Genomic DNA, 17,659 nt, shown 5'->3' with positions numbered 1-17,659 from the left:
GCTCAACGATCAAGCGGGCGCGGGAGCCCCCTCGCTGACGCCGGTCATCAGCAGGCCGATGCGGTCGGTGGTGGCCTCCGAGCGAGGCAGATCGCACATGGCGCGGCCTTCAAAGAGCACGACGACCCGATCCGAGAGCTGCAGGGCCTCGTCCAGATCCTCGGTGATGAGCAGAATCGCTGCGCCGGCCGCGCGCTTCTCCAGCAGGCGCTCATGCACGTACTCTGCGGCGCCGATGTCGATCCCGCGGGTCGGCTGGGCCACGACGAGCACATCGGCGTCGGCCGAGAACTCACGAGCGATGACGACCTTCTGGATGTTCCCGCCCGACAGGTGCGAGGTCTCGGTGCTCAGGGCCGGCGTCTTCACTGTGAATCGGCGCACCAACTCCCAGCAGCGCTCAGCAATCGTTCCGAACTGGAGCAGCCCGGCGCGGGCGAAGGGTGGCTTGTGGTAGTCGACGAGCATCAGGTTCTCCGACACGCTCATCTCGCCGACGGCACCGTGGCGCATGCGTTCCTCGGGCACGAACGCCACGCCGCGCCGGCGCACCTGCTTCGGCGACGGTGCGGCGATGGTCTCGCCGGAGACCTGCACGCTGCCGGATTCGATGGGTCGCAGGCCGAAGATCGCCTCGGCCAGCTCCCGCTGCCCGTTGCCCGACACGCCGGCGATGCCGACGATCTCCCCGCTGGCCACGTGCACCGAGAAGTCGTCGAGCGAGATGTTTCCCCGATCGCCGCGGACGTGCAGGCGATCCACGACCAGGCGTCGGTCGCCGGTGTCCTGATCAGGCACCTCGCGGCCCAGCTTCACCTCCCGCCCGACCATCATCGAGGCCAGGCCTTCACGGGTGGTTTCCGCAGGCGTGGTGCGCCCCACCACCAAGCCATCCCGCAGCACCGTGATCTGGTCGGAGATGACCATGACCTCGGCCAGCTTGTGGGAGATGAAGATGAGCCCGCGACCCTCGTCGGTCAGCGACCGCAGCGTGGCAAACAGGTCATCAACTTCGGGAGGCGTCAGCACCGCCGTCGGCTCGTCGAGCACCAGGAGCTGTGCTTCCCGGTAGAGCGCCTTGAGAATTTCCGCCCGCTGACGCTCGCCGACGGCTAGCTGCCAGATGTACGCATCGGGGTCGATGGCGAGACCGTGGCGCTCGGACACCTCCATCAGCCGCTCCCGCACGGGACCCATGTCCGCCAGGCCCCGGCGCCCATGCAGGCCCAACGCCACGTTCTCGGCCACCGTCAGCGTCGGGACCAGCATGAAGTGCTGGTGGATCATGCCGATGCCATGGTCGATCGCAGCCGCCGGCGAGGGAATCTCGACCGGCTCTCCCTGGATCTTGATCTCGCCCTCGTCGGGCCGGTACAGGCCGTAGAGGATCTTCACCAGCGTGCTCTTGCCGGCCCCGTTCTCCCCCAGCAGGGTGTGCACCTCGCCGGGCTGGACCACCAGGTCGACGTTCTCATTCGCAACGACACCCGGGAAACGCTTGGTGATGCCGGTCATCTCCAGCATCGGCGAGGCCGGGGCCTGGCCCCGCGGCTCAGACGCAGCTGAGTGCGGTGCCGCGGCCCCGGCCGCCGTGTTGTCGGTTGGTTCGACCATCCCCGAAATGCTGCCGATCAGGCCGGCAGAATCTGCTCGCCGTGTCCGGCTGTTCGGTGCTGGCCGTTCAAGCTGATCGTGCCTGTTACTGGCCGGTCGAGATCGAGCCGTCTGCGATACCAGCGATGACTTCCTCCGCAGCCGCCTGGATCCCGGCATCGAGGCCATAGCCGTCGTTGAACTCGATCACGATGCCTCCATTGGCGAGCGTGGCGGTCATCACTTCGCCGCCGAGCGTGCCGCCCTCGATCTTGTCGATCATCTCGTTGAGCAGCACCTCCCAGTGATACACCTGCGAAGCCACCACAATGCTCTCGCCGAGCGCCGTCTGATTGGCCTGAGTGCCAAACCACGCCACGCCGTGCTCGTTGGCGACGCCGGTCGCACCTACGACCATCTGCGCCGAACCGGTCAGCACGTCGGCATCGTTGGAGATGTGGGCCTCGGCCGCTTCGGCCGCCAATGCCACATCGCTGAACGAGTCGGTGTACACGATGTTGGTCGTCACCGACGAGTTCTGTGCAGCGACACCGGCCGCGAATCCGTCGACATACAGCTTGGCGTCGCCGACCTCGATCGGGCCGATCACGCCCACGACGCCCGTGCCGGTGATCTGGGCCGCAACAGTGCCCGAGACGTACCCGCCCTGATCGGAACGGACCGTGTAGGCGAAGACGTTGTCGAGACCCTTGAAGTCAACGGCCGTGCCCCATGCGAACGAGGTGTCCGGGAAGTCAGGTGCGATTTCCTCGAGCGGACCGCCGTACTGGCTGCCGTGCGCGATCACCAGGTCGTAGCCGTCCTCGGCATAACCACGGATCGCCGCAGCGGCCTCCTCCACGATGAACGTGCCGTCGGTCACCGCAACTTCGATCTCGCGCGTCTCGCCGACCGCGTTCACTGCATCGACCATGCTCTGCGTGAATGCCAAGTCGTTGCTGGCGCTCGGCGCCACGATGGCAATCCGGATCGGACCGGCTTCCTCCTCATCGGCACCGGTGCAGCCCGCAGCGAGCAGCAGTACGACTGCGGCGACCGCTGCGAGCTTGGCTGCAAGCGATCTGCGTGTGGTTTTCCTGAACATGTGTTCCCTCCCGGATCGGCCCTGTCGCGTACTCTCGCCGGAACTGTGCGCTGCCTTGCGGCGCGGCTCAGCGGAGCCCCGGGCCTGCAGGCGATGCTAGGCGACCCCGAATAGGCGCGATGCTCCCGTGCCCGCAATGCCTCGCACGGCCCCGCATGCGGGAACCGGTGTGGCCGTCGTCAGTTGTCTCGTTCGAACGGAACCGTCAGAGCGGACGGCGCCCCGATGCGACGGCTGACGAGCACGAGCACCACGATGGTCAGGATTGCGGGCGCCATCGCGGCAATGGTCGAGTTGGCGCCGACGATGATGCCGAGCGTCTTGAGCTGCAGCACGGTGGATGACACGACGCCGAACAACAGCGCCCCCGCCATCACGCCGCTCGAGCGCCACGCCCCGAAGTACACGAGCGCTACGGCGATGAAGCCCTGGCCCGAGGTGAGGTTCTGCTGGAAGATGCCGACGTCAAGCGCCAGGGTCCCGCCCGCGAGGCCCGCCATCACATTGCCGATAATGATCGCCTGCGTGCGCACCACGTTGACGCGCACGCCAAGCGTGTCGGCGGCCTCGGGGGTTTCGCCTACAGCTCGCACATTCAGCCCGAAGGTCGTGCGGTTCATGGCGAACCACACCACCGGCACCAGGGCGAACGCCACGTAGGTGAGCACGCTGTGCTGGAAGAACAGCTCCCCCACGACTGGCAGGTCTGAGAGCGCGCCCATGTCGAGGCCCCGAAGGCCGTCGATCGGCACCGGGGTGCCCACTTGTTGACGGAAGAGCAGATCGGTGAAGCCCAGACCGAACAGGAAGATGCCGATGCCGCTGATGCCCTGGGTGGCGTGCATCACCACCGTGATGAAGGCGTACACCACGCCCATTGCCGCACCAGCGGCCATGGCCGCAATCACGCCGGCTACGACGCTGCCGGTCCGCAGCGCCGTGATGTAGGCGGCATACGCGCCGATGAGCATCACGCCCTCGACGCCCAGATTCAGCACGCCGGATCGTTGACCGATGGTCTCACCCAGCGCCGACAGCAGGAACGGCGTCGCCAGCCGGATGCCGGACGCCAGGGTGGCAACGAGCACGCTCACGGTGAAGAAATCGCTCACGCCCGGCCTCCGTAGCTCGAGACCTCGCCTGCCCAGGTCCTGAGCCGATCACGCAGCCGCAAGCTGCCCACCACGAACACCACGACGACGCCGTTCAGCGCCACTACCAGCGCGGCGGGCACCTGGACTGCCCGTTGCATGTCGCTGCCGCCGGTGAGCATCCCGCCGAACAGGAACGACGCAGGCACTGTGAAGATCGGATGGAGTGCACCGAACAGCGCCGCCACGATCCCGTTGAAGCCGGCGTTCTGGGTGAACGCCGCCGCGCCGCCCTCGCCGATAAGGCGGTGTGACTCACTGCCGAACACCAGCACAGCGCCGGCAATACCGCAGCAGGCCCCGCTGAAGGCAAGTGCTTGAGTGACGCTCTTCTTGACGGCCATCCCGGCGTACTGGGAGGCGTCCGGATTGTGGCCGACGGCGCGCAGTCGCATGCCGAGCGCGCTGCGGAACAGCAGGAGGTAGCCCAGCACTGCCACCAGGATCGCGATGAGCACACCGATGTGCAGCCGGGTCCCGCCGGGGAGCAGCGGCAAATCGGCGTTCTCGCTGAGACGCCGTGTCTGCTGGATCTTGATGGCGCCCGGCTCGATCAGGAGATCCTGAAGCAGGAAGCTCAGGAAGTGGAACGCAACGAGGTTCATCATGATGGTGGACAAGATCTCGTTGACACCCGCGTAGGCCTTGAGCGCCCCGGGAATTGCGCCCCAGAAGCCGCCGCCGATCGCCCCCGCGACGATCACCATCGGCACCAGCAACACCCGCGGCACGTCGTCGAAGGCCATCGAAGTAACTGTGGCGGTGATCGCGCCCAGGATGATCTGACCTTCGCCGCCGATGTTGATCACGTCGGTGCGGAAGGCGATGCAGATGCCGACGCCGACGAGGGCCAGAGGCATGGCCCGCACCGCGGTGTCCGCAAGATTGTCGGCGCTGCCGAACGCACCCGTGACCAGCTCGCCGTAGGCCACCAGGGGGTTTGCGCCGAACGAGAGCAGCATGACAGCGCCCACCAGCAGAGCGGCGACCGCAGCGAATGCAGGCACAGCGACGCCCACGAAGGGGCGCATCAGGCGTGCCAGCCGGCCGGCGGCTAGGTCGCCAGACGCGTCTGCGTCATCGGCTTGTGGTGCTGTGAGCGCCATTCCCCCGTCGCCTTCTGCGTTCCCGCTCGCAATCACGCGAACTTAGAGCGTCAGAAACCCCTCAGTCGGCGTAGAGGGTCCGCAGGCCCCGGCTCACGGCCGATCCGACGACGGTGTTGTGGTTCTCGCCCGGGAATACGTGCCAGGTCGCATCGATGTTGCGGTAACCGCGGGCCGAGAACTGGTCCCAGAACTTGGCCTGGGGCGAGTACTCGTCGGTCTCGTGCTCCCCCATCGACATGAACACCTTGACGGCGGGGTCGCCGCCGTCTGCGGCGTGCTCGGCTTCGAGCCGGAACATCACCCCGTCGCCTTGTTCTTCTCGGTCCCACCACACCGACGGGCTGGCCAGCAGGTAGCGAGCAAACATGTCGGGCGCGTTGAACAGCACGTGCAGGCCGAACAGCGCGGTGAACGAATGGCCGACATAGGTCGGCTCGCCGACGTGGTACCGGTTGTACAGCAGCGGCATCACGTCGCCCGCAAGCCACTGGCGGAACGGCTCGGCCTGGCCGGTCTCGGCGGCGGGCACCCGAATGCCGGTCATCGGCGGGGCCTCGGCAGGCGTCACCGTGTAGTCGACGGCGCGCAGGTCGAGCATCTCGCGCATGTCCGCGGTGTCGTGCGCGATGCCGGCGACCACGCAGCGCGGCGTCTCCCGCGACATCGACAGGATCCGGGTGGTGTCCACTGCGGTGCCGAACGTCCAGGGCGCGTCGCAGCACACCACGAGCGGGTACGGGTTGGAGGCGTCGGGCCGGTAGCCCATCGGCAGCGCCACCCACAACTGGTAACTGCGATCGACGTCGCGCCGTTGGAGGATGTGCGTGTCGATCGGCCACGCGCCCGGGTCAGCCACGGCCGGGATGCTATTGGCGGCGGCTGATCATCGTCAGGCCATCACGATGAGCATTCGCCCAGCGCGTCAAGCAGACTTCGGGGGTTCGCGCCGTAGCTTCGACCGGGCAGGCGGCACAGACATGCTCACGGCCGTCACGCGGGAGTCACATGCCAGTACTGCGATCCCACATCGACACCTCCGCCGAGTGGTTCACCGAGAACTGCGACGACATGCGCGAGCAGCTCGCTGAGCTCGACCACCTGCAGCAGCAGGCCGCAGCGGGCGGCGGGGCGCGTGCGATGGCTCGCATGCGCAGTCGGGACAAGATGCCGGTGCGGGAGCGCATCTCGATGCTGGTGGACCGCGACTCGCCCTTCTACGAGATCAGCTCGCTGGCCGGCTACTGCTCGAACTACGCCGTGGGCGGCGGGCTGGTGATGGGCATCGGCGTCGTGAACGGCGTCGAGTGCATGATCGAGGGCAACGATCCCACGGTGCTCGGCGGCGCCATCACGGTGTTCGCCGGCCGCAAGATCATGCGGGCCATCGAGATCTCTCGCGACAACCGGCTGCCGTACATCCAGTTCGTGGAGTCCGCCGGCGGCGACCTGCGGGGCGACGACGACCCCGAGCGCCAGATGCTCGAGCAAGAGAGCCACTTTGCTGAGTCCGGCAGGCTGTTCTACGACGTGACCGAGCTGTCGAAGATGAAGATCCCGTCGATCTCGGTGGTGTTCGGCAGTTCGACGGCGGGCGGTGCCTACCAGCCGGGGATGAGCGACTACAACATCTTCATCCGCAACCAGTCGAAGGTGTTCCTGGGCGGACCACCGCTCGTGAAGATGGCCACCGGCGAGGACTCTGACGACGAGACGCTGGGCGGGGCGCAGATGCACGCCGAGATCTCCGGGCTCGCCGACTACCTCGCCGAGGACGAGGCCGACGCGCTGCGCATCTGCCGGGAAGTGGTGGCGCACCTCAATTGGCGCAAGCTCGGCCCCGGGCCGACGATGCCGGCCGATCCACCGGTGCACGATCCCGAAGAGCTGCTCGGGCTGATGCCGCGGGATCTTCAGGCGATGATCGACTGCCGCGAGGTGATCGCACGCATCGTGGACGGCTCGCGTTTCGAGGAGTTCAAGGCTCGCTACGGCACCACGCTCATCTGCGGCTGGGCGTCCGTGCACGGTTTCCCGGTAGGGATCTTGGGCAACAACGGCCCGCTGTTCAGCGACAGCTCCGAGAAGGCCACCCAGTTCATCCAGCTCTGCAACCAGCAGGACATCCCGCTGGTATTCCTGCAGAACATCACCGGCTACATGGTCGGCAAGGACTTCGAGCAGGGCGGCATCGTCAAGAACGGCTCCAAGATGATCAACGCCGTCTCAAACTCCATGGTGCCCCACATCACCGTCATCTTGGGCAACAGCTACGGCGCCGGGAACTACGGCATGTCGGGACGGGCCTTCAACACCCGCTTTACCTACCTCTGGCCGACGGCCAAGATCGCGATCATGGGCCCGAAGCAGATCGCCGGCGTGATGTCGATCGTGCGGCGGGGCCAAGCGATGCGCCGAGGCGTCGAGTTCGACGAGCAAGCCGATCGGCAGATCACCAAGCAGGTCGAGCACTACCACGAGCTGAAGTCGCTGGCTCCCTATGCCACCGGGCGAGTGACCGACGATGGCGTGATCGACCCTCGCGACACCCGGGACGTGATCGCCATGTCCCTGTCGGCCTGTCACAACAACGTGGTCAAGGGCGCCGACGGGTTCGGCGTCTTCCGGATGTAAGGGCGAAGAGCAATGAGTGACACCTCCCTCCGCCCGATCCGGCGATTGCTCGTGGCGAACCGCGGCGAGATCGCGCGTCGAGTGTTCCGCACAGCGCAGTCGATGGGCATCTCGACGGTTGCCGTCTATGCCGATGGCGACGCTGAGGCGCCATTCGTGACCGACGCGGACCTGTCCGTGCCGCTCGGCGGCCGGACCGCGGCCGACTCGTACCTGTCGATCGACAAGGTGATCGCCGCCGCCGACCACAGCGCCGCCGACGCCGTACACCCGGGCTACGGATTCCTGTCCGAGAACGCCGACTTCGCGCGAGCAGTGATCGATGCCGGCCTGATCTGGGTGGGTCCTCCCCCGCCGGCGATAGCGGCCATGGGCGACAAGCTGGCCGCCAAGGAATCGATGACCGCCGCCGGCGTGCCGACGCTGCCGTCGGTGCCGGTGGCTGACTCGATGACGGGTGACGAGCTGGCTGCTGCCGGCACCGAGGTCGGCTACCCCCTGCTGGTAAAGGCGTCGGCTGGCGGCGGCGGCAAAGGCATGCGCATCGTCGGCGCACCGGAGGAACTGGCCGACGCTGTTGCGGCTGCGCGACGCGAGGCCGCTGGCGCATTCGGCGACGACACCGTGTTCTTGGAGCGCTACCTGGGTGCGCCGCGCCACGTGGAGATCCAGGTGCTCGGCGACACGCACGGAAACCTTGTGCACTGCTTCGAACGGGAATGCTCCATCCAGCGGCGCCATCAGAAGGTCATCGAGGAGGCGCCGTCACCTGCCGTGACACCGGCGCTGCGCGACCGCATGGGTTCCGCAGCCGTCGCGGCCGTCCGCTCCATCGGCTACCACTCGGCCGGCACCGTCGAATTCCTCCTCGAGGGCAGCGGCGACGAGGCTGAGTTCTGGTTCCTCGAAGTCAACACGCGCCTGCAGGTGGAGCATCCGGTCACCGAGGAGATCACGGGCCTCGACCTGGTCCGGGAGCAGATCCGCGTCGCTGCCGGGGAGCCGCTGGGCTACGGCCAGGACGACCTGACAATCCGCGGGCATGCCATCGAAGCCCGCCTGTACGCGGAGGATCCCGCCAGCGGTTTCCTGCCCGCCACCGGAACGGTCGAGTTGTGGGCCCCCTCGCATGAGCCGCAGGCGCGATTCGATTCAGGCATCGAGGTGGGATCGGTGGTCGGCACCGAGTTCGACCCGATGCTGGCCAAGGTGGTCATGGCGGCGCCCACGCGCACGGAAGCGGCGCTCGGGCTGGCGTCAGCGCTCGACCGCACACGATTGGGCGGCGTGGTCACGAATCGTGACTTCCTGTCGGCGGCGCTGCGCAGCGACGAGTTCCTCGCCGGCGACACCACGACCGATTTCATCGAGCGAACCGGGCTCGCGAGCGAATCGCCGCCTTACCGAGGCCAGTTCCTTCACGCTGCGGCATCGGCAGTGGCGCTGGTATCGCAGGCCCGCAACCGCTCTCAGGCGACCGCACTGAGCTTCATGAGCTCCGGCTACCGCAACAGCGTGATGCCCGACGAGGTCCTGCCGCTGACTGCGCTGGATCCTTCCGCGGGAGATGCGGATGTGAGCGTCACCTACCGTCGACAACGAGACGGCAGCTACCGGCTGCGGGTCGCCCCGCTGCGGGCAGATGCCCCGTACGCCCCTCCCGACGACAACGACGCGCCGCCTGACGACGATGATCACGGCGACGGAGGCATGCCCGAGGCGAGCGAGTTCGTCGTTCGGCCCCACGCGATCCAGATCCACGCCATCAACGACGACCACATCCGAATCGACGCGGGCGGCGGGGTGACCGACGCGCCGCCCGCAGAAGAGTTCGACGCTGAGCTCGACGTCGAGACCGGCAGCATGCGCGGCACCTGGCAGGTGAGCAGGCGCGGTCACCACTGGTATGTGACCGGCCCGCTCACGGGTTCGGCGACCCTGCGGGAACGGTCGCGTTTCCCCGATCCCGATGCCGAGGCAGTCGAAGGCGGCTTGGTCGCTCCGATGCCCGGCAAGGTGCTCATGGTCGATGTGCAGCCCGGCGACCAGGTGACTGCCGGCCAAGTGCTGGTCGTGATGGAAGCCATGAAGATGGAGCACCAGATCACGGCTGCCGCTGACGGCGAGGTGGCCGAAGTTCGGGCCCACGTCGGTGACCAGGTCGACAACGGCGAGCTGCTCGTCGTCATCACGGCCGACCAGTAGCAATCTGACCTCGGTGCCGATGGCCACGGTGCAATAGCGTCGGCTATCGGATCCTCCAACGAGGGATTCCGGCTTCTCTCCTATGAGCTACGACCTTCACACACTGCGTGGAGACGTGTCGGGCGGCATCACCGCGGCGGCAGTTTCCATCACGCCCGCTGCGACGTTCGGCGTGGTGTCGGGGCTCGGAGCTGCAAGCGGCATCTACGGCGCTCTCGCAGTGGGCTTCTTCGTGGGCATCTTCGAACGGTCGCGGCCGCAGATGGGATCGGTGAGCGCCGTCTTGGCGGTGGCCATGGCCGCCGTCGTGGCGACGCACGCCGAGACTCCCGCCGAAGCGTTCACGGTGGTGATACTGGCCGGAGTCATCCAGCTCGTCTTGAGCCTGCTGCGCATCGGCAGCTATGTCACCTACACGCCGTACTCGGTGATCGCCGGCTTCACATCGGGAATCGGCGTGATGATGGTGCTCTCCCTGGTCAACTCGTTCTTGGGGGAACCGGTCAAGATCACCAAGCCCCTGAATGCAATCCAGAAATGGCCGGACGCACTGGCAGCGCTGAACGCGGGCGCATTGATCATCGGCTTGGTTGCGCTGGCTGTCGCGCTGCTGTGGCCCAAGCGACTTCGCGGGTACCTGCCCGCCATGGTCGCGGCGTTGCTGGTCGGCACCCTCCTGAACATCGTTTGGCTGAGCGACGTGCCGACACTCGAAGGCATCCCGCGCTCGCTGCCCGACCTGCAGCGTCCCGAGCTCTCGCTGGGCTTCCTGGCAGGCGCCGTGGTGCCGGCGCTGACCATCGCCCTGCTCAGCACGGTGCGAGGTCTGCTGGGTGCCTTGGCAGTGGATGCGCAGACTCGCACTCAGCTCGACCCGGACAAGGGCTTGCTCGGCACCGGCATCGGCAATGTCGCAGCCGGCCTGATCGGCGGCTTGCCGGGCAGCCCGACGTTCCTGTCGTCGATTCTGGCTTGGCGGATGGGAGCCCGTACCCCGATCTCGCCCATCGTCCGCTCGCTCACGCTTCTGGGGCTCGTGCTGGGATTGGCGCCGCTGCTCGCCTATGTGCCGCACGCCGCGTTGGCAGGAATACTCACAGTGACCGGCTGGCAGCTCATCGACTGGCGGTTCTTGGCGCGGCTGCGCCGGGTGCAGCGCGAGCACCTGCTGATCATGCTGACAACGCTCGGCATCACGATCTTCGTGGACCTGGTGACAGCGGTGGCCGTGGGATTGATCGTGGCCGGCATGATCGGCGCCCGCCAGTTCGAGCGCCTCCAGCTCGACAGCGTTATCTCGGTGCCCCTGCTCGATCAGATCTTCCTGCATGAGCACAGCGCAGAGTCCTACGGCATCAGCCCGTATTCCGCTCGCACCGGCATTGTGAAGCTGCGCGGCAGCTTCACGGTTGCATCCTCAAGCAAGCTCATCCGCACCATCGGCGACGACATCGTGGGTCACCAAGTGGTGATTCTCGACTTCTCCGAGACGGATCACATCGACGACAGCGCCGCGCTGGTCATCGAGCAGCTCATCGACACGGCGACGGAAAACGAAGTGCACTGCATCGTGCTGGCGCTTGACGGCGCGCCCGCTGCCACGCTCACGTCGCTGAATGCACTGCGTCGCATCCCGTCGGAGCAGCTGGTCGGAACGCTTGACGAGGCCCAGGACATCACCCGGCGCCTGCTCGTCGACGATCCAGATCGCGAACGCCCTCCCCCGCTGGCCGAACCCGAGTAGTCAAGGCCGTCAGGCGCTAGCAGCCGATTCTGCGATCAGAACTCATGCACCCACGACCATCCGGAGGTCGCGGTCGCTGAAGTAGGCGCATTGCGCGACGAGATCGCCGTCCTTCGCCCCGGCTTTGCCGATCTCGACGTAGTCGCTCGTGATCTGCCTGTAAGGGAACAGCCCCTCCCCGTACTGCACGCTGGGGAAATGGAGGGTCTGCGCCCGGTTCAGGTCGTAGCGCGACGACGCGTCGATGAAGCGCATGGCGTACGCAGCGCGACGCGGGAGTTCTCCCTCGCCGAGCACGATGCTGCGGTGCACGACGTTCTTGGTGAACAGGAGCGCATCGCCGGGAGCGAAGTCGTACTCGACCATGTGGACATCACAGAGCTCGTCCATCACCGGGGAATTCAGTATCTCGTTCCTGAGATCACGGTATTCCTGCGGGCTCGTCGGTCTCCCGGCCCGCTCCCTGGCCCTGATCACCTCGACGAGTGCCAGGTCCGTCGTGTGGACGAATTCGGCTGACAGCACATGGAGCGGAACGCAGGCGATGCCGCCGCGCTGTCCGCTGGTGTCGATGGGGTGCAGCGGCGCCCAGAGCGTGCACCCGAAGTCCTCGGCGTAGTGGAGCCCGAACGTCGACACGCCGGCATGCCACGGCAGCCCTTTGTCAACGCTCTTCTCGATCTCGAAGGACAAGTCGTAGGTGAGAAAGAGGTCGCGCCCGGCCAGCTCGGTCAAGCCCCGCTGGAAGTAGGGACGCTGGATCAGTCCGAAGACTTCCTTCTTGGCGGTCGCCAAGAAGTGCTGCATGTTGCTGAACCGGCGGCCCGGCGTGGGCGCGGGAGCATCGCCGGCGCCACGGGCCGATTCGGCGTCGACCTGATCGAGCAGCATGCCAACCACACTGGAGTTCAGGAATCCTTCGAGCTTGACGAAGCCGTCCCGCGAGAACTGCTCTTTCTGCGCGCTGGTGATGACGAATTCGTTGTCGAAAGGGTGATCGGTCATGCGCTCATAGTAATAAGAACGACTATGTAACTGCGCCTGCGGTCAGCGCAGCGGTCCTCGGCCGACGGCAGCCGCCTGGGAACCGAGTGGCCTTCACCCGGTGTCGCGCGGCGGGGCTACTGTCGGCGGCGCGACGGGACGGCAGGGGACCGTCCAGCGAACGGAAGGAACCAGCATGACTGCAGCTGAAGTACACCGGCCGGGACGGCTCGGCGACCCGGACATGACGCTCGGCACCGATCCGCGCGCCGACCCGCGCATGGTGGCGGTGCTGGCAGCAATGGGACTCGACGGGCATGGCGAGCCTGCGACAGCTACCGCGGACTCGTCAATGGAGGAGCTGTACGCCTGGGTCGATGAGGCCGAGCCAGGCTTCGAGATGCTCTTCGACGCGCTCTTCGCCGATCTGACGCCTCCCGACGGCGTGGTGGCGAGCACCGAAGTCATCAGCGGGGTCGACGACAACGACATCACGCTGTTCATCCACCGCCCGGCGGAGGCCGACGGTCCGCTGCCGTGCGTGTACCACATCCACGGCGGCGGCATGGTGCTGCTCTCGGCGGCCGGCATGTCGTACGTCGCGTGGCGGAATGAATTGGCGTCGCGCGGGCTCGTCGCGGTGGGCGTGGAGTTCCGCAACGGCGGCGGCAAGCTCGGCAATCACCCGTTCCCAGCCGGTCTCAACGACTGCACTTCCGGCCTGCAATGGGTGGCCGCCAACAAGTCGGACCTGGGGGTCTCCACGATCACCGTCTCAGGCGAGTCGGGCGGCGGCAATCTGACGCTGGCCACCACGCTGAAGGCCAAGCGAGAGGGGTATCTCGACATCATCGACGGCGTGTTTGCGCAGTGTCCGTACATCTGTGGGGCCTATGCGGACCCGCCTGCTGATCTGCCGTCGCTGCACGAGAACAACCAGTACTTCCTGGACTGCGAGAACATGGGCGGCATCGCCAAGGCGTACGACCTGGGCGGACCGGACCGGACCAACCCGCTGGCCTGGCCGCTGCACGCCACGGCCGACGATCTGGCCGGCCTGCCGCCGCACGTCATCTCGGTGAACGAGCTGGACCCGCTGCGCGACGAGGGCCTCGCCTACTACCACAAGCTGCTCGCGGCCGGAAACAGCGCCCAGGCCCGAACGGTCAACGGCACCTGCCACGCGGGCGATGTGATCTTCCGCACGGCCATGCCCGAGGTGTACGGGGCGACCGCCGCCGCACTGCGCGACTTCGCCTACTCGGTGTAGCGGATGGGAGCATCGCGTCCCCCGATGAATGACGCGCGCTCGGCCGCGAACGGCGCCGGCCGCGTGTTGCAGAACATCGGGGGGGGGGGGGTCGCTGCTCCGGGGGCGATTCGATCTCCGTGGCCGCGGTAGCTCCGGGCGAGGAGATCGCATACGAGCCGGACGAGAACTGCTCCTTCGCGCTGTCGTTGGGGATGGGCATCCAAGGCGTCGTGATCGCCTTGGCACCGACCGTGCTGACGATGTCGCTGTTCGTGCAGTCGACGAACCTCAGCGCGCGACAAGCGACATGGTCGGTGATCGCAGGCATCCTGGTCTGCGGCGTCGCAACTGCGGTTTCAGCAGCCCGTCTCGGGCCGGTCGGCGGGGGCCACAACGTGTTGATGGCCATCTCCCCGAGCTATCTGGCCGTCGCGATCCTGGCAGTGAACAGCGCCGGGCCGCAGACGCTGGCGTCGCTGGTGGTCGTGACCGCCGTGTTCCAGCTCGCGCTGGCCAGGTGGCTGCATCGCCTGAGCCGGATCATCACGCCGACGGTCTCGGGTGTCGTCGTCATGCTGATCGCGATCGGCGTCATGCAGGTCGTTGTCGAGCGTGTCGGAACGACGACCACCAACGCCCCCGACGTCGCGGCGCCGGTGGTCGCGCTCATCGCCGTGTTGGTGGCGGCAGTGCTGGCGCTGCGCGCCAAGGGGCTGCTCCGGCTGTGGTCGCCGATCATCGCCATTGTCGCTGCCACCATCGCTGCCGTCCTGTTCGGGCTGTATGACTCCGCCGGCATCGACAGCGCTGCTTGGCTCGCGGTGCCGCAGCCCGAGTTCCCCGGGCTCGACCTGACACCAGGGGCCGACTTCTGGGCACTGCTGCCGCTGTTCGTGGTCGTCTCGCTGGCCGTCACCATCAAGGCAATGACCACCGGTGTCGTGATCCAGCGAGTGTCGCAGCGGGATCCGGGAGCAGCCGACTACCGCCTCGTGCAGGGCACGGTCAACACCGTCGGCGTCGGCTCGCTCCTCGGCGGGCTCGCAGGAACGCTGTCCGTCGGAACCATGGATGCGACGTCGATCTCCTTCGCACAGTTCACCGGCGTCGCCTCGCGCAGGGTCGGGTACTGCATCGGCGCCATGCTCATCGCGCTGGCACTGACACCGAAACTGACCGCCGTCCTGCTCACTGTTCCCAGCGCAGTGGCTTCGGGCTACCTGCTCATCATCATGGGGCTGCTGTTCGTGGAGGGCCTCCGCTCCGTGCTGCAGGACGGCCTCCGGCCCCAGAAGGCCGTCGTGATCGGTGTCGCCGTTGCGGTAGGCGTGGGACTGCAGGGCTCCGACGTCATCGGCACCATCATCGGCGGCGCCTGGGGGACGCTGCTCAGCAACGGCATGGTGGTCGGCACGCTGATCGCGATCTTGTTGACGGCCTACCTCGAGTCAAGCGGTCGGAGGCGACGTCTCGAGACGGCATTGAATGCCGAGGCACTGCCGCAGGTCGACGAGTTCCTGGCCGAGATCGCGGAGGGCTCAGGCTGGGACGAGGTGTCGGCGAACCGGCTCAGGCTCGTCGGCGAGGAATCGCTGCTGAGCCTGATGGAGGAAAGCGAATCCGGCCAGGATCCGTCCCCGTCACGGCTGGTCATCGTCGCGCGGCCCTCGGCAACCAGCATCGAACTGCAGTTGCGCACCTCAGCGGATGCGCAGAATCTCGAAGACCGGCTCACCTTTGTGAGCGAACGTGCACCCGCAACCGAAGAGCACACGATCTCGCTCCGCCTGCTGCGTCACTTCGCCTCGACGGTGCGCCACCGGAAATATTCGGGCGTCGACATCATCACGGTCGAGGTCGAGCGGGTGCCGTGAAGACGTTGCTCGTCTTGGTCGCTGTGGCTCTGGCCGCAGCCGCGTGCGGCCAGCAGACGGAGGCCGCGACGGAGTGGCCGTTCGTCGGTTCTGATCAGGCGCACACCAAGTACTCCACTGCCGATCAGATCACGGTCGACAATGTCGGCAGGTTGGAGATCGCCTGGACGTGGGAACCCGGCGAGAGGCTGCTCCCCGAATACGAGACGCGCCCGGGTCCGTTCCAGGCCACGCCGGTCATGGTCGACGGCATCCTCTACCTGTCCACGATGTACACCCGGGTGGTCGCGCTCGACGCCGAGACGGGTGCAGAGCTGTGGGCGTTCGATCCGAAGGCTTACGAGGGCGGGCCGGTCGGTGCAGGGCCGACGGGCTTCAAGCACCGGGGCGTCGCCTACTGGAGCGACGGCGACGACGAGCGCATCTTCCTCAACAGCCGTGACCGGCTGTACGCGATCGACGCCGCCACAGGCGAACTGGACTCAGAATTCGGGGGGGGGGGGGGTAGCGTCCTGTTGACCGAAGGGCACGGCCGTGAGGTCACGCGCTTCGAGTTCGACCAGACGTCTCCCCCGGTGGTGTTCGAAGATCTCGTGATCGTCGGGAGCCGGGTGCCCGACGGGGTGCAGCGCGAGTTCGACCCTCCCGGCACGGTGCAGGCATTCGACGTCCGGACGGGCGAGCGGCGCTGGGTGTTCTTCACCGTCCCGCAGTCGAGCGACGACTTCGGGGCGGACACCTGGGAGGACGAGTCGTGGCGTTACACCGGCCACGCCAACGTGTGGGGGCTGATGTCGCTCGATGCCGAGCGGGGTCTGCTGTACGTGCCGACGAGCACGCCGAGCAGCGACTACTGGGGAGGGCGCCGCAAGGGGGCGAACCTGTTTGCCGAGTCGCTCGTGGCGCTCGATGCTCGCACGGGCGAGCGACAGTGGCACTTCCAGGCAGTGCACCACGGCGTGTGGGACTACGACCTCTCTGCCGCACCGAACCTGGTGACGATCACCGTGGACGGGCACGAGATCGACGCCGTGGCACAGGTCTCCAAGCAGGGATTCACCTATGTATTCGACCGGGTGTCCGGCGAGCCGGTGTGGCCGATCACCGAGAGCGCGGTCGACACATTCACCGATGTCCCCGGCGAAGAGCTGTATCCCACCCAGCCGTTCCCATCGAAGCCCCCGCCGTTCGCTCACCAGGGTGCGTCGCTGGACGACGCGAACGACCTGACGCCGGAGATCCATGCGCTCGCAGTGGCCGAGATGCAGCGGTTCCGGCTGGGTCCGCTGTTCACCCCGCCGAGCCTGCAGGGGACGCTGCAGCGCCCGGGTGGCAGCGGCGGCGCGAACTGGGGAGGAGCGGCGTTCGACCCAGAGACCGGGACGCTGTACGTGCGCACGTCGGAGGACGCCGACACCAACCAAGTCTGCGAGAACCGAGGTGACGACCCGCGCGTCGACGTCGCCTACAGCAACAACTGCCCTTACGGCGCCATTCGCGTCATGTTCGCCGAGGCCGGCGGACCGGGCGCTGTGGAATCACCCGACAGCGGGCTCGGTCCGATCCCGCTCACCAAGCCGCCGTGGGCGCACCTGGTGGCAATCGACCTCGACGAGGGCGAGATCGCATGGAAGGTGCCCTTCGGGGAAGGCAGCGACGAGATCCGCAGCCACCCGCTGCTCGATGGCGTCGAGCTGCCGGAGCGGCTGGGCAGGGTCGGCAATCCCGGGCCGCTGGCAACCGGGGGCGGACTGGTCTTCGTGGGCGGCGGCGAGCCGTACCTCTACGCATTCGACAGCGCAACAGGCGCCGAGCTCTGGCGTGGCGCAACGCCGTTGCCGACCAGCGCGAACCCGATGACCTACACAACCCAAGCAGGGCAGCAATTCGTCGTCATCGCCACCGGCCGCGGCGCCGACGCCGCACTCGTCGCTTTCGCACTGCCCCGACAGTGAGACCAAGCCGGAGGCGGATTGCATGAACCGCCGCCGCGGACAGGGGTCGGTCGTGA

Annotated in this window: 12 protein-coding genes; 6 read left to right on the top strand and 6 right to left on the bottom strand. The window is 67.1% G+C overall.

The annotated features are described in order from the left end of the window. Positions 1–9: 9 nt before the first annotated feature. The 5 genes from ACOGI5_RS07350 to ACOGI5_RS07330 all read right to left on the bottom strand — a co-directional run bounded on the left by ACOGI5_RS07350 (position 10) and on the right by ACOGI5_RS07330 (position 5,814). Complete coding sequence (locus tag ACOGI5_RS07350; RefSeq protein WP_419863771.1) at positions 10–1,614, bottom strand: ABC transporter ATP-binding protein; 1,605 nt, start codon at positions 1,612–1,614, stop codon at positions 10–12. A gap of 85 nt (positions 1,615–1,699) precedes the next feature. Beyond that, positions 1,700–2,698, bottom strand: a complete 999-nt coding sequence (locus ACOGI5_RS07345; RefSeq protein ID WP_419863770.1) for a BMP family protein — start codon at positions 2,696–2,698, stop codon at positions 1,700–1,702. 179 nt (positions 2,699–2,877) lie between these two features. Then, positions 2,878–3,810 (bottom strand): ABC transporter permease, encoded by a 933-nt coding sequence (locus ACOGI5_RS07340; RefSeq protein WP_419863769.1) that lies wholly within the window; start codon positions 3,808–3,810, stop codon positions 2,878–2,880. Then, the gene (locus ACOGI5_RS07335) at positions 3,807–4,955 is read right to left on the bottom strand and encodes an ABC transporter permease (protein ID WP_419863768.1); all 1,149 of its coding nucleotides are present in this window, start codon (positions 4,953–4,955) and stop codon (positions 3,807–3,809) included. The genes ACOGI5_RS07340 and ACOGI5_RS07335 overlap by 4 nt, the downstream gene beginning before the upstream one ends. A 61-nt stretch (positions 4,956–5,016) precedes the next feature. After that, positions 5,017–5,814, bottom strand: coding sequence for an alpha/beta hydrolase (locus ACOGI5_RS07330; RefSeq protein WP_419863767.1), 798 nt, complete (start codon positions 5,812–5,814; stop codon positions 5,017–5,019). A gap of 149 nt (positions 5,815–5,963) precedes the next feature. On the opposite strand from ACOGI5_RS07330, the gene ACOGI5_RS07325 reads away from it, so the two are divergent. From ACOGI5_RS07325 to ACOGI5_RS07315, 3 genes are all read left to right on the top strand, one after another. Continuing rightward, the gene (locus ACOGI5_RS07325) at positions 5,964–7,589 is read left to right on the top strand and encodes an acyl-CoA carboxylase subunit beta (protein ID WP_419863766.1); all 1,626 of its coding nucleotides are present in this window, start codon (positions 5,964–5,966) and stop codon (positions 7,587–7,589) included. A gap of 12 nt (positions 7,590–7,601) precedes the next feature. Continuing rightward, entirely contained in the window at positions 7,602–9,794 is a 2,193-nt protein-coding gene (locus ACOGI5_RS07320; RefSeq protein ID WP_419863765.1) for an acetyl/propionyl/methylcrotonyl-CoA carboxylase subunit alpha, read from the top strand. Between the two features lie 82 nt (positions 9,795–9,876). Beyond that, positions 9,877–11,538 carry a SulP family inorganic anion transporter gene (locus ACOGI5_RS07315; protein WP_419863764.1) on the top strand — a complete coding sequence of 554 codons (1,662 nt, stop codon included), beginning with the start codon at positions 9,877–9,879 and terminating at the stop codon, positions 11,536–11,538. Between the two features lie 42 nt (positions 11,539–11,580). Here ACOGI5_RS07315 and ACOGI5_RS07310 read toward each other — a convergent pair whose 3' ends face one another. After that, positions 11,581–12,543, bottom strand: a complete 963-nt coding sequence (locus tag ACOGI5_RS07310; RefSeq protein ID WP_419863763.1) for a hypothetical protein — start codon at positions 12,541–12,543, stop codon at positions 11,581–11,583. Positions 12,544–12,718: 175 nt separating this feature from the next. Here ACOGI5_RS07310 and ACOGI5_RS07305 point away from each other — a divergent pair, with 175 nt between their 5' ends. From ACOGI5_RS07305 to ACOGI5_RS07295, 3 genes are all read left to right on the top strand, one after another. After that, on the top strand, positions 12,719–13,792 hold the full coding sequence (locus ACOGI5_RS07305; protein WP_419863762.1) for an alpha/beta hydrolase fold domain-containing protein: 1,074 nt from the start codon (positions 12,719–12,721) through the stop codon (positions 13,790–13,792). A gap of 119 nt (positions 13,793–13,911) precedes the next feature. Further along, complete coding sequence (locus ACOGI5_RS07300) at positions 13,912–15,648, top strand: solute carrier family 23 protein (RefSeq protein WP_419863761.1); 1,737 nt, start codon at positions 13,912–13,914, stop codon at positions 15,646–15,648. Next, positions 15,645–17,603 carry a PQQ-binding-like beta-propeller repeat protein gene (locus ACOGI5_RS07295; protein WP_419863760.1) on the top strand — a complete coding sequence of 653 codons (1,959 nt, stop codon included), beginning with the start codon at positions 15,645–15,647 and terminating at the stop codon, positions 17,601–17,603. Before ACOGI5_RS07300 ends, ACOGI5_RS07295 begins: the two co-directional genes overlap by 4 nt. Positions 17,604–17,659 lie beyond the last annotated feature (56 nt).

Source organism: Candidatus Poriferisodalis sp., from assembly GCF_965208925.1.
Lineage (GTDB): Bacteria > Actinomycetota > Acidimicrobiia > Acidimicrobiales > Poriferisodalaceae > Poriferisodalis.
Note: the sequence above shows the minus strand (reverse complement) of the source record. Positions and strands in the feature narration are given on the sequence as shown.